Origin of the sequence: Kinneretia sp. DJ1R-11, assembly GCF_025717595.1 — a bacterium.
In the GTDB taxonomy this organism is placed as follows: Bacteria; Pseudomonadota; Gammaproteobacteria; order Burkholderiales; family Burkholderiaceae_C; genus Paucibacter_A.
In genome coordinates, this window is record NZ_JAJIRR010000017.1 from 1 (window position 1) to 12,862 (window position 12,862).

A 12,862-nucleotide genomic window follows, 5' to 3' on the forward strand; every position below is an offset into this window, starting at 1 on the left:
TCCGGCCCAGCTTCCGGCCGCCGTGATCTTGCCGGTCTTGGGCGGGCTGCTCTTTCGCGTCTCGTGGTGCGCCGCCAGTCCGCAGAACAACAGCGCGCTTGCCGCCTCAGCCGAGCGCCTCATGGGTACAGCTTCGGTATGCTGTCGGCCACTTCCACCGCAGTGCCCTCGAAGTGGCTCTGCATAACCTGTCGCTCGAGCCGATCGCCTGCGGCTCCGGCTCAGCTTCAACGTTATGCCTCATGGACAAACCGTCTCAACACTACATTCCAAACAGGAGCCCATTCGATGATAACCGCTGCCTTACGCTGTACCGTGGTCCTTGGCATCGCATTGCTACTACAGGCCTGTATAGCGCTGGGTCCGAAGTTTGAGCCGCTACCAACACCAACAGCGAGTGTCTCGAAGATCGCTGTCTACAGACCTGCGAACTTCACTAACTCGGCCATCACGCCAGACTTGTACGTCAATGGAGCCAAAGTCGCGAGCATCACCAACGGTGGGTACGTTGTGCTAGACCTAACGCCTGGAGTTCACCGTATCCACTTAAGTCTGCCGGGCTGGACTGGAGAGGCAACGAGCTTCGCGACAACTCGAGGCGGCGACGTTACCTACTTTCAGGTAGCAACCTCGTACCAAGTCACGTATCCGATGGGAACGCGAACCTTTCAGATTCAAAAGGTGTCCGAAGTCGAATCAAGCAAAGAGATTGTCGAAACAAGACGAGTGGACATATTGCAGCCCAAGCCGTGAGGCCTAACCCTTCGCTCAACCGGACCCGCGACGGTACGCCACCTTCGGGCCTCATTTCATTCTGGCCCTTCGGTGTCCTGCCGTTGCGGGCCGGTTAGCTCAAACGTTGCGGCTGAATCTGGTTGCTTACTTTGGCTGAGCCAACACCGCACCGGCGAACCAAGGAGGCCCCATGGAATACGACGAAGCGAAGCTGCAGGAGGCGGTCCTAGCCCTGCTGGGCGCGTTTGAATTCGAGAACGGCCGTGTCTGGAAGCGATACGACTTCGCCGTGATGGACGCGCGTCACGAGCAGGGCTGCATCACGGATCCGCACGGGCGAACGGAATCGGTCTACCTGACGCCCGAGGGTCTGCGCAAGGCAAAGGCCTTGGCCGCCGAGAAGTTTGGAACCCAGGTTTGACTGAATACAGTCGGTCGCGCAGACCCCTGCGCTGTTGAGTGAACAGCAGCAGAAGCCCCGACGCCCTCGCCACTGACCTCAATGCGCCCCACCCGCATCCACCGCCGCTGCCCCCGCCGCTAACTTCGCCGGACGACGGGTCAACCAGATGCCCGCAATCAGCAGCAAAAAGATGGCCGCCGAGGCAAGAAAGATATCGTCGGCCGCGCGGGTGAAAGCCTGCTGGTCAATCAGACGGTTGATCTGGAAGGCGGCTTGTTGCGGCGACAGGCCCGCCGTCTGCAGCCCGGCCAAAGCTTCGGTCGCGACCGGGTCGCCCTGCGCCAGGCGCTCCACCATGTGCTGGTGGTGCAAGCTGGCGCGGCTTTCCCAGAGCGTGGTCGAGATGGAGGTGCCCATGGCCCCGGCCGTGATGCGCACGAAGTTGGACAGGCCGGCGGCGGCCGGCAGGCGGTCGGGCGTGAGGCCGCTCAGGGTCAGCGTGGTCAGCGGGATGAAGAAGCAGGCCAGGGCCGCGCCTTGCAGAATCGTCGGCACCATGATGGTGGCGAAATCGGTCTGCGTGGTGAAGTTGGAGCGCATCCACAGCACCAGGGCGAACATCAGAAAGGCAAAGGTGCCGATCTTGCGCGGGTCCACGCGGGCCACGTTCTTGCCCACCACGGGCGAGAGCAAGATGGCCAGCAAGCCCACCGGTGCCAGCGCCATGCCGGCGTCCGTCGCGGTGTAGCCCATCCACTGCTGCAGCCACAGGGGCAGCAGCACCACATTGCCGAAGAAGAGCCCGTAGCCGATCGACAGCGTGGCCGTGCCGAAGATGAAGTTGCGGCGCGCGAACAGGCGCAGGTCCACCACCGGGTGCTTGTCGGTCAGCTCCCAGGCGACGAAGAAGGCAAAGCCCACGGCGGCCGCGACCGCCAGGATCTGGATCTCGCCGCTGGCGAACCAGTCCAGCTCCTTGCCCTTGTCCAACATGATTTGCAGAGCCCCGACCCAGATGACCAGCAGGGCCAGGCCGACGCCATCGATGGGCAGCTTTTTGATTGGCGTCTCACGCTTGCGATAGAGCTGCCAGGTCAGGAGGGCCGAGAACAAGCCCACCGGCACATTGATGTAAAAAATCCAGGGCCAGGAGACGTTGTCCGTGATCCAGCCGCCCAAGAGCGGCCCGACCACGGGTGCCACCAGCGTGGTCATGCCCCAGAGCGCCAGTGCGGTGCCCGCCTTGGCGGCCGGGAAGCTGCTCATCAGCAAGGTCTGCGAGAGCGGGATCATGGGCCCGGCCACCAGGCCTTGCAGCACCCGGCAGGCGATCAACATCTCCAGCGAGTGCGCGAAGCCGCACAGCCAGGAGGCCAGCACGAAGAGCAAAACGCTGGTGGTGAACAGGCGCACCGCGCCGAAGCGCTGGGTCAGCCAGCCGGTCAAGGGCACCGAGATTGCATTGGCCACGCCAAAGCTGGTGATGACCCAGGTGCCTTGGACCGGGCTCACGCCCAGATCGCCCGAGATCGCCGGCAGCGAGACGTTCGCGATGGACGAGTCCAGCACGTTCATGAAGGTGGCCAGGGACAGGGCCAGGGTGCCCAGCACCAGGGCCGAGCCCTGCAAGGGCGGCGGAGGCGCTGGCGGCACCAGGGACGCCTGTGGCGTGGAAGCGGAAGAGGAGCTGCTCATGCGCTGGGCTCGCCGCTCAGGCCTTGGCGGCCGCAGTGGCAGGCTTCACTACTCGTGCGGCTGCCTTACTGCCCAGATTGGCCTTGATGATGCGGGCCACTTCGGCTTCGGCCGCCTGGTCCTGGCGCTCGAACACCGAGGTCTGGGCCAGCGGGCCCTGGCGGGTTTGCGCTTCGGCCAGGCTCTTGCCGCTCTGGTCTTGCACATCGACGCTGACGTTCATGGACAGGCCCACGCGCAGGGGATGCTCGGCCACCTGCTTGGCGTCGAGCGCGATGCGAACGGGCACGCGTTGCACCACCTTGATCCAGTTGCCGGTGGCGTTTTGCGCCGGCAGCAGGGCGAACGCGGCGCCGGTGCCAGCGCCGAGGCCGGCGATCTGGCCCTTGAATTCGACCTTCTTGCCATAGACATCGGCCACCAGGGTGGCGGGCTGGCCGATGTGCAGGCGGGCGAGTTGGCCTTCCTTGAAGTTGGCGTCGACCCAGACTTGCTGCAGGCCCACCACCGACATCAGCGGCGCACCGGCGGCCACACGCTGGCCCAGCTGCACGCTGCGGCGTGCGATCCAGCCGTCCACCGGCGCCGGCACTTCCACGCGCTGCAGGGCCAGGAAGGCTTCGCGCACACGGGCTGCGGCGCGCTGCACATTGGGGTGCTGCTCGACGCTGACGCCTTCGGTCAGCACCTGGTTGGCGTTCAGCTGCTCCTGGGCGGTCAGCTGGGCCGACTGCGCGGTCTGCAGCGCGCTCTTGGCGCTGGCGACCTGGGCGGTGGCGTGCTCATACTCTTCGCGGCCGATGGCGCCGGTGCTGAGCAGCGGCGCACGGCGCGCCACATCGGCCTGCAGCGTGGCCAGCTGTACTTCGGCGCGGCGCACCTCGCTGTCGCGGGCACGGATCTGCGCTTGCAAGGTGCTGTTGTTGGCGTAGAGGCCGCGCACTTCACGCACGGTCTGCGCCAGCTGGCTTTGCGCCTGCTCCAGGGCGACGCGGGCGTCGGCCGCGTCCAGGCTGACCAGGGCCTGGCCGGCGCGCACGAAGTCGGTGTCGTCGGCATGGATGGCGCGCACGGTGCCTGCCACCAAGGGCGTGATCTGCACGACGTTGGCGTTGACGTAGGCGTTGTCGGTTTGTTCGAAGCGGCGGCCGACCATGGCGTCGTAAACGCCGTAGCCAATGCCTGCGATCAGCACGGCCAGGGTCAGCACGGTCAGCGCCTTCTTGCGCTTGGGGTTGGTTTCGGGCTTGGATGCTTGAATGTCAGACATGATCTTGGCTCTCTTCGATGTGCGTCGTGGCTGGCGCCAGCCCGCTCGGGCGGCGCAGCGTGAATCGGGTGTTAGGGCTTGGCTTCGGTCCAGCCGCCGCCCAGGCTGCGCAGCAGATTGAGCTGAGCATCGAGGGTCTGGGCTTGCAGATCCAGGGCCTGGCGCTGCTGTTGCAGCAGGGACTGGCTGGCGTTCAAGACGGCCAGGCGGTTGCCCAGGCCGGCGTTGTGGCGCTGGCGGGCCAACTCCAAGGCGGCCTGCACATGGGCTTGCGCGGCGGCCTGCTCGGCTTTTTGCTCTTGCAGCGAGCGCAGGCTGCGCAACTGGTCGCTGGCATCACGCACGGCTTCCAGCAGCGCGCCGTTGTAGGCCGCGACCGCCGCGTCGGCTTCGGCCGCCGAGCCGCGCAGCTGGGCGCGCAGGCGGCCGCTGTCGAACAGGGGCAGGCGCAGCGAAGGCGCCACGCCGTACTGCAGGCTGCCGGCCTGGAGCAGATTGTCAAAGCCGATGGCGTTGAAGCCGACGAAAGCGCCCAGCGAGATATTGGGATAGAACTGGGCTCGGGCGCTGCTGACCTGGGCCGTGGCCGCCTCCACACGCCAGCGTGCGGCCACCACATCGGGGCGGCGGCCCAGCAGGTCCAGGCCCAAAGCGCCCTCGCCTGCCAGTGGCAGCGTGGTCGGCAAGGCCGGTTTCAAGTCCTTGAGTGCGGCCATGGGCTGGGCGCTCAAAGCGGCCAGCTGGTGGCGCAGCAGATCGGCCAGTTCATCGAGCTGCAAAGCCTGACGGCGCAGCTCTGGCAGGGGCAGCTCGGCGGCACGCAGGTCCTGGGCTGTGTCCAGGCCAGCCTGGCTGCGCTGACGCACCAGGGCCAGGGCTTGCTCGCGCTCGGCGCTTTGGCGCGCCAGCAGCTCGCGTTGGGCCAGCACGCGGGCCAGCTGCACATAGCTGCGCGCCAGCTGGCTGCTCAGCATCAGCTGGGCGGCCGCGGCATCGGCACGCGCGGCCTGAGCGCTGCCCAGGGCGGCGTTCAGCTCGGCCTGGTGGCGGCCGAAGAAGTCCCACTCGTAGCCGGCCGAAGCTTGCAGGGTGGCGGTGTTGCGAATGGTGCCGGCCAGCGGCGGCGGGTAGACGCTGTGCTCGGGGAAACGCTGGCGGGCGGCGTCCAGCCCCAGGCCGACGGCGGCGCGTTCGCTGCTCTCGGCGTTGTCGATGCTGGCCTGGGCGCGTTGAATGCGGGCGCGCGCTTGGGCCAGGCTGGGCGCCTCGTTCAGGGCGCGTTGCATCAGGGCATTGAGCTCGGGCGCGTTCAGCTCGGTCCACCAGTCGCTGCGCGGCAGAGCGGCGCGGGCGGCGGCGTCTGCTGGCATTTCCTCGCTCAGACCCAGCTGGCTGGGCGCCAGGCGGCTGGCGGCTGGTGGCAGCGCAGGCTGCAAGGCACAGGCGGCCAGCAAGGCCGGCAGGCTCAGCAGCAGGGTCAGTCGTTTCAAGAGGTGGGCGTTCGGGAGGGACATGGGGGATCCGGTGAAAAGTGGGGGCACGACAGCGGTTGCGAGGGCGGGCTGGGCAGCGAATCAATCAGCGCCCGGTGCCGACTGCGCCTGGCGCAGGGCTTCGCCGTTGTCGATCATTCGGCGCAGCAGGCTGAGCAGCAGCTGCCATTCCTCATGGCTGAAGCCCTTCAAATGGGCGTTGAAGACATCGGACAGCAGGGCCGGCAGCTGGTCGGAGGCCGCAAAGCCGGCGTCCGTCAATCGCACCTGCACGACGCGGCGGTCCTCGACGGAGCGCTCTCGCTGCACCAGGCCTTTGGTTTCCAAGCGGTCCAGCAAACGGCTCAGGGCGCCGGCATCGGCATCCAGCTCGCGGCACAGTGCCGTGGTCGTGCATTGATTGGAGCCAAAGCGCAGCACCATGAGCACGCCCCACTGGGCATGAGTCAGGTCGCAGTCGCTGAGCTGGCGCCCGGCCTGGTGGACGATGGACTGCTGCAGCTTGCGCAGCAGCCAACCCACGCTTTGCTCGCGGGTGTAGCTGGCGGGCTGGTAGAAACGGGCCTCGCCCTCTTCCGCCGGAAGCGAGCCTGACTGCTGCGGCTGCGCTGGCGCCCGTGTTTCTGATGCTTTGGTTTTCGGCATGGCTCGCAATTTATTTGCCTAGGCAAATATTGTCAAGGCAATTAACATCTCGGCGGCTTGGCACGGGGCTTGTCGAAGTTGAGGGCCGCCCCATATGCCGACGAGCTAACGCAGCCGCGGCGCGGAGAAGTTTCCGCAGCGCGCCGAGCACCCCACACCTCCTCCTACACTGCGCCGCATGTCATCACCTTCCGCTGCCACCGCTTCTGCCTCTGTACCTGAGGCGGCAAGTTCGTCCGCCCCGGCCGGTAAAGCCGCTGTTCGCCCAGGCGCTCATCCGCGTTCGCTGAGCGGGCTCTGGCCTTTTTTGCGGCCCTATCGCCTGCGCATCGGCGCGGCCCTGGTGTTTCTGGTGCTGGCCGCGCTGGCCACTTTGGCGTTCCCGCTGGCCTTGCGCCAGCTGGTGGACCAGGGCCTGGGCGGAGCCAGCAACCATGGCGAGCGCTTGATGGCCATGCGCGAGCATTTCCTGGCCTTGTTCGGCGTTGGCGCCGCGCTCGGCTTGTTCTCGGCCGGGCGTTTTTATATGGTGACCTGGCTGGGCGAGCGGGTGACGGCCGACTTGCGCAATGCCGTCTACCGCCATGTGCTGCGGCAAAGCCCGGAGTTTTTTGAAACCACGCAAAGCGGCGAAGTGCTCAGCCGCATCACCACCGACACGACCGTGGTGCAGACGGTGGTGGGCTCCAGCTTGAGCATGGGCTTGCGCAACACGGTCATGGGCATCGGTGCCATGGTCATGCTGGTGGCGACCAACCCGCTGGTCATGGGCCAGGTGCTGGGCATTCTGGTGCTGGTGGTCTTGCCGGCGCTGTACTTCGGGAGGCGCGTGCGCAAGCTGAGCCGCGCCTCGCAAGACCGGGTGGCCGACACCAGCGCCATCGCGGCCGAGGTGCTCAATGCCGTGCCCGTGGTGCAGAGCTACACCCAAGAACATGCGGAAGCCGCGCGCTTCGACGCCGCCAGCGAAAGCGCCTTCGACACCGCGCGCAAGCGCACCAAGGTGCGCTCCGGTCTGGTGGCCTTCATCATCACCGCCACCTTTGCCGCCCTGCTCTGGGGCCTGTACCAGGGCACGCAAGCTGTGCTGGCGGGCAAGATCACGGCCGGCCATCTGGGCCAGACGGTGGTCTACGTGATTCTGCTGGTCAGCAGCGTGGCGGTTCTGGCCGAGGTGTTTGGCGATGTGCAGCGCGCGGCAGGCGCGACCGAGCGGCTGATGGAGCTGCTGGCCAGTGAATCCCCGGTGGCCGAAGCCGAGCAGCCCCTGCCCTTGCCGGCCGTGCAAGGCGGCACGGCTTTGAGCCTGCAGCAGCTGCAGTTCCACTACCCCTCGCGGCCCTTGCAAGCGGCCCTGGCTGATTTCAGTCTGGACATTGCACCCGGTGAAACCGTGGCCCTGGTTGGCCCCAGTGGCGCCGGCAAGAGCACGGTGTTTCAGCTGCTGCTGCGTTTTTACGAGGCGCAGAGCGGCAGCATCTTGCTCAACGGCGTGCCCACCGATCGCCTGCGCTTGCAAGACCTGCGCTCAGCCATCGGCCTGGTGCCGCAGGACAGTGTGATCTTCTCGACCAGTGCGATGGAAAACATCCGCTATGGCCGACCCGCGGCCAGCGACGCCGAGGTCAGGGCGGCCGCCAAGGCGGCCTTCGCCGACGACTTCATCCGCGCCCTGCCCGAAGGCTATGCCACCTTCTTGGGCGAGCGTGGCGTGCGCCTGTCCGGCGGCCAGCGGCAGCGCATCAGCATTGCCCGCGCCATGCTCAAGAACCCGCCCCTGCTGCTGTTGGACGAAGCCACCAGCGCGCTCGACGCCGAGAGCGAACGCATGGTGCAAGCCGCGCTGGAAGTCGCCATGCAGGACCGCACCACCTTGGTCATCGCCCACCGCTTGGCCACGGTTCAGCGCGCCGATCGCATCATCGTGATGGAGCATGGGCGCATCGTCGAGCAAGGCACGCACGCCGAGCTGAGTGCGCGTGGCGGCTTGTATGCGCGTCTGGCGGCGCTGCAGTTCGACCAGTAAAGCCTGGCGGCGGTGCTTTCAGCCGCCCGCCAGCTGTGCCCCGCCTTGCAGCCAGGCCAGCAAGGCCTGCTCAGGCATGGGGCGAGCGCCGTACCAGCCTTGGGCCATACCGCAACCGAGTTGGCGCAGCAGCGCCCATTCTTCTTCGGTTTCTGCGCCTTCTCCGACGGTGGAAAGGCCCAGGTTTCGGCCCAGGTCAATCGCGGCCTTGAGCAAGGTCAGCGCGGTGCTGGAGTTCGCGGCGCCACGGACAAAGCTGCGGTCGATCTTGAGCTCAGACACCGGCAGCATGTGCAGATAAGCCAGGGACGACTGGCCGGTGCCGAAATCATCGACCGACCACTCGAAGCCTTGCGCGTTGATCTCCCGCATGCGGTCAATCACGGTGGCCGGGTCTTTCATCACTGCACCCTCGGTCAGCTCCAGGCGGATGTCCTCGGCGCGTGCTCCGGTCGCTGTCAAGAGCTCGGCCAAGAGGCCCGGGAACGCGGCCGAACCGACATCGTGCACGGAGACATTGACGGCAATTTGGGACACCACACCCGCTCGGCGCAGCTGCGCTGACAACTGCATCGCCCGGCGCAAGACCCACTCGGTGATGCCGCGGATATTGCCGGTGCTCTCGGCGAAAGGGATGAAGTCCACCGGAGGCACCAGCCCACGGCTGGGGTGGTTCCAGCGGATCAAGGACTCAAAGCTGGTGACGGCGTTGTCGGCGAGGCGGAATTTGGGCTGCACGAGCAGGGTGAACTCATCATCCTGTGCCGCGCGTTTGAGTTCGGAGATCAAGGAGAGCTGCAAGGGGTCAGCCCGCACCAAGCTGGGTTCGTAGACCGTCCAGAGGGCATCACTGCGCCGGCCCTCGTGCAAGGCGATCTCAGCATTGCTCATCAGGCGATGCATCGAGTTGCCGTGAACCGGGCCGTAAGAAAGCCCCCAGGCGGCGCTGATGTCCACCCATTGCCCGGCCACCTGCAGCGGCGTGGCAAACAAGTCCGAGGCCAGCGCCTGCAATCCAGCCACGTCGGCAGCTTCACCAGCCAGCACCAGGACAAACTGATCCGCGTAGACGCGGCCGGCCAAGGCCAGGTCAAAGCGGATGCAGGCCTGGCTCAAGCGTTCGCCCACGGCCTGTAGCACGGCATCACCGATGTCTTGGCCAAGTGCCTGGTTGATCGCATTGAAGCGCTGCACATTCAGCATGGCGACTTTGGGCGCAAGCCCGCGGGCAATCCAGCTGTCACCGACCGCGATCAGACGCTCACGATTGCCCAGCCCCGTCAGGCGGTCGCGCTGCGCGGCCTCGATGGCGCGCGTGCTGGCGTCGGTCTGGAACTGTGCCGCGACCTTGCGCACGGCCGCCATGTCCCGTTTCTTGGCCTGATCGAGCAGGCGATGGCGTTGCATCAAGCGGTAGGCCTGCTCCCAGTTGCCCTGTGCGCTGCTCAGCTCGGCCGCCCGGGACCAAAAACGGGACACCAAGGTCAGCTCACTCCGAGGCATGGTTTGAACCAGGGTCAGCGCTTCGTCGGTGGCTGCCACGGCCTCCGCGCCGCGCCCGGCGGCCTGGTGAACCATGGCCTGCGCCATCGCCAGAAAGCAGAGCACATCGTGGCTGCGCTGGGCCTCTGGCCGTGCCGCCAGAAAGGCGAGATAAGCGCGCGCTTCGTCAACCTGGCCCAGGCAGGCAAAGACCTCGGCGCCCAGCACATGGAAGTAGTCGAGGTTCGGTCCGTCCAGTTCGGTGGATTTTTCAGGAAAGGACCACTTGCGCAGCAAGGGCATCACTTTCTCGTAGTCGCCGGCGGAGACATAGATGTCCGCGAGGGTGGTCACGGCATTGAATCGGACCCAGCCACCCAGATCGTTGCTGGCCAAGGCTTGCTCGAGATGGAGGGCGGCTTGCAGCTCATCGCCGGCCAAGAAGAAGGCAATGCCCAAATTGTTCAGCGCCGCCGCCCGCATGCCGCTGTGGTCGATCTCTTGACTCAGTTGCAACATGCGGCAGGCCTGCTGCATATAGCCCACCAGATTGCCAGCGGCCTGGTAAAGCAGCAGCGAGGGACCCATGGCCGCATGCTGTTCCAGCGGGTCTTGCAGGGCGAGGATCTCGTCGCTGAGTTGCTCATAGGCTGCGAGCGCAGCAGCCATATCGTCACCGAAGGTCTCTGCGGCCAGCGCGATGCTTCTCGCGATCAGGCTGCCGGGGCGGTCACCCAGAGCCAGCATGCGTGCGGCCAACTCTCGGTAAGGCTGGCTTGCGCCGGGATTGAGCGAACCCAAACGCAGCAGCACCAACTGCATGCGCAGGATCAAACGTTCATCGCCGGCGGCCTGAGCCAGGTGCTGCTCTGCCAAAGAAGCGGCCTCGCTGATCGACCCAAAACGCGCCAGCCAGACCTCTCTGAATGCGAGCCTGTGGGCGTCTGCCAAGACCGATGCGGAAGATAGGGACAAGAAGAGCCTAGGAAGCCAGAGTGACGCCGATCATTCTAGGGTTGTGCTACGGCGCGGCGATGCAGCAAAGCGTGGCCAATTTGGCGAGCCAGACGGCCGCCTATCGCTTGGCCATCAGTGCAGCGCCGAGCGCATCATCCCTCAGGGCTGAGTCGCACCCGAGGCCGCAGGCGCTGCAGGGCTGCCGGGGTTGGTGTGCACCACCACCCCTGGCGACAGCGAGATGTCCGAGGCCACCGTCACCTTGGTCACGTAGTGGCGGGTTTCACCAAAACAGCTGGTGGGCAGGCCGACTTTTTCTTCGTAATGAAGATTGACGCGCTTGCCCATGACCTCGGTCAAGGCGGCGGCGGTGGCGTCGTCGGCGATGGTGAATTGGAATTTCTCGACCGTGCTGCTGCCGGGAATGGACACCAGGGCCAGCTCGCCTTCCCAGGTCTTGCAAACCCAGCCCTTCTTGGACAGCTTTTGAATCCAGCCGGCGCGCTCGCCGCTGGAGTAGCTCCAGTTCAGGGCGGCGTAGAAGTAAGCCACGGTCAGGAGCACCAGAACCAAGACAGCGATGAGCAGGCGTTTGATCAGCATAGGAGCACAAAAAGAAAAAGGAAGGAGCGGGTGACACATGGCCGCGAAGGCCGACGGACGCCATCATCGCAGCTAGCGCCAGGATCCTGAGTGACAGACACCAGGCAACACTAGAATCGCGCCCCATGAACAGCAGCAGCCCCGCCCCCAGCACCCCGGCTCACGCCGCCGGCCCGGTGCCCCAGCAGTTTGAAGACTTCATGCGCCATGTGTTCGAACATGGCGTGCACAAAGGCGACCGCACCGGCACGGGGACGCGGTCGGTGTTCGGTCATCAGATGCGGTTCGATTTGAGCCAGGGCTTTCCGCTGGTCACGACCAAGAAGGTGCATCTGAAGTCCATCATCCTGGAGCTGCTCTGGTTCTTGCGTGGTGACTCCAATGTGCAATGGCTGCAGGAACGTGGTTGCACCATCTGGGATGAATGGGCTCGCGAGGACGGCAGCTTGGGCCCGGTCTACGGTGTGCAGTGGCGCAGCTGGCCCAAGGCCGGCGGCGGTCACATCGACCAGATCGCTGAGGTGGTGAAGCAGCTGAAAGCCAACCCCGATTCGCGCCGCATCATCGTCAGCGCTTGGAACGTGGCCGAACTGGACCAGATGGCCTTGATGCCTTGCCACGCGTTCTTCCAGTTCTATGTCGCTCCGCCGCAAGCGCCGGGCGAACGCGGCCGCCTGTCCTGCCAGCTCTACCAGCGCAGTGCCGACATCTTTTTGGGCGTGCCCTTCAATATTGCGAGCTACGCCCTGCTGACGCAGATGCTGGCCCAGCAATGCGATCTGGATCTGGGTGATTTCGTCTGGACGGGCGGTGATTGCCATATCTATGCCAACCACTTCGAGCAGGTGCAGACCCAGCTGGCCCGCGAACCGCGCACCTACCCGCAGATGAAGATACGGCGCCGGCCGGAATCGATCTTTGCCTACGAGCTGGAAGATTTCGAGCTCGAGGGCTACGAACCACACCCGGCCATCAAGGCCCCGGTGGCGGTATGAGTTCGGATCCAAGCCGCTCAGCCGCCCTGCCTCGCCTGGTGTTGGTGGCGGCCCTCGGTCGTGGCCGAGAAATTGGCCGAGACAACGCCCTGCTCTGGCATCTGCCTGAGGACATGACTCATTTCAAGGCCCTGACCCAGGGTCAGACCGTGCTGATGGGTCGCAAGACCTGGGACTCCCTGCCGGAGCGTTTTCGCCCCTTGCCGGGCCGGCGCAATATCGTCCTGTCACGTCAGCCGGGTCTGATGTTGAACGGCGCCGAGGTGTTCACAGACTTGCAAACCGCCTTGCAGGCTTGCGCCGGCCTGCCTCAGGTCTGCGTGATCGGTGGCGCCCAAATCTACGCCGAGGCCTTGGCCCACGCTGATGTTTTGGAACTGACCGAGGTGGATCGCGACTTTGCCGAAGCCGACAGCTGGTTCCCGGCCTGGCCTGCGGCCGAGTTTGACGAGACCCAGCGCGAGAGTCACCAAAGCGATAAGAACGGCTGGCGCTTCGACTTTGTGCGCTACGAGCGTCGCGCTGCCGCCTGAATTTTCCAAAACTGAAATCGAGAGA

At 65.5% G+C, this 12,862-nt stretch carries 11 protein-coding genes; 5 read left to right on the forward strand and 6 right to left on the reverse strand.

The window, feature by feature from the left end:
• The first annotated feature begins 288 nt into the window (after window positions 1–288).
• A complete protein-coding gene (locus tag LNV23_RS24125) occupies window positions 289–753 on the forward strand; it encodes a DUF2846 domain-containing protein (RefSeq protein ID WP_411910613.1) in 465 nt (154 codons plus the stop codon).
• Window positions 754–925: 172 nt separating this feature from the next.
• On the forward strand, window positions 926–1,156 hold the full coding sequence (locus LNV23_RS21425) for a DUF6429 family protein (protein ID WP_263564860.1): 231 nt from the start codon (window positions 926–928) through the stop codon (window positions 1,154–1,156).
• Window positions 1,157–1,234: 78 nt separating this feature from the next.
• Here LNV23_RS21425 and LNV23_RS21430 read toward each other — a convergent pair whose 3' ends face one another.
• The 4 genes from LNV23_RS21430 to LNV23_RS21445 all read right to left on the reverse strand — a co-directional run bounded on the left by LNV23_RS21430 (window position 1,235) and on the right by LNV23_RS21445 (window position 6,241).
• A complete protein-coding gene (locus tag LNV23_RS21430) occupies window positions 1,235–2,833 on the reverse strand; it encodes a DHA2 family efflux MFS transporter permease subunit (protein ID WP_263564861.1) in 1,599 nt (532 codons plus the stop codon).
• Between the two features lie 16 nt (window positions 2,834–2,849).
• Complete coding sequence (locus LNV23_RS21435; RefSeq protein WP_263564862.1) at window positions 2,850–4,103, reverse strand: HlyD family secretion protein; 1,254 nt, start codon at window positions 4,101–4,103, stop codon at window positions 2,850–2,852.
• A 71-nt stretch (window positions 4,104–4,174) separates the two neighbouring features.
• Window positions 4,175–5,617 carry an efflux transporter outer membrane subunit gene (locus tag LNV23_RS21440; protein WP_263564863.1) on the reverse strand — a complete coding sequence of 481 codons (1,443 nt, stop codon included), beginning with the start codon at window positions 5,615–5,617 and terminating at the stop codon, window positions 4,175–4,177.
• Window positions 5,618–5,677: 60 nt separating this feature from the next.
• A complete protein-coding gene (locus tag LNV23_RS21445) occupies window positions 5,678–6,241 on the reverse strand; it encodes a MarR family winged helix-turn-helix transcriptional regulator (RefSeq protein ID WP_263564864.1) in 564 nt (187 codons plus the stop codon).
• Between the two features lie 178 nt (window positions 6,242–6,419).
• Here LNV23_RS21445 and LNV23_RS21450 point away from each other — a divergent pair, with 178 nt between their 5' ends.
• The gene (locus tag LNV23_RS21450) at window positions 6,420–8,267 is read left to right on the forward strand and encodes an ABC transporter transmembrane domain-containing protein (RefSeq protein WP_263564865.1); all 1,848 of its coding nucleotides are present in this window, start codon (window positions 6,420–6,422) and stop codon (window positions 8,265–8,267) included.
• An 18-nt stretch (window positions 8,268–8,285) separates the two neighbouring features.
• Here LNV23_RS21450 and LNV23_RS21455 read toward each other — a convergent pair whose 3' ends face one another.
• Complete coding sequence (locus LNV23_RS21455) at window positions 8,286–10,625, reverse strand: putative bifunctional diguanylate cyclase/phosphodiesterase (RefSeq protein ID WP_263564866.1); 2,340 nt, start codon at window positions 10,623–10,625, stop codon at window positions 8,286–8,288.
• A gap of 240 nt (window positions 10,626–10,865) precedes the next feature.
• Window positions 10,866–11,309: a hypothetical protein gene (locus LNV23_RS21460; protein ID WP_263520750.1), complete on the reverse strand. Its 444-nt coding sequence runs from the start codon at window positions 11,307–11,309 to the stop codon at window positions 10,866–10,868.
• Window positions 11,310–11,434: 125 nt separating this feature from the next.
• Here LNV23_RS21460 and LNV23_RS21465 point away from each other — a divergent pair, with 125 nt between their 5' ends.
• A complete protein-coding gene (locus LNV23_RS21465; RefSeq protein ID WP_263564867.1) occupies window positions 11,435–12,304 on the forward strand; it encodes a thymidylate synthase in 870 nt (289 codons plus the stop codon).
• Window positions 12,301–12,837 carry a dihydrofolate reductase gene (locus LNV23_RS21470; RefSeq protein ID WP_263564868.1) on the forward strand — a complete coding sequence of 179 codons (537 nt, stop codon included), beginning with the start codon at window positions 12,301–12,303 and terminating at the stop codon, window positions 12,835–12,837. Before LNV23_RS21465 ends, LNV23_RS21470 begins: the two co-directional genes overlap by 4 nt.
• The last annotated feature ends 25 nt before the right edge of the window (window positions 12,838–12,862 follow it).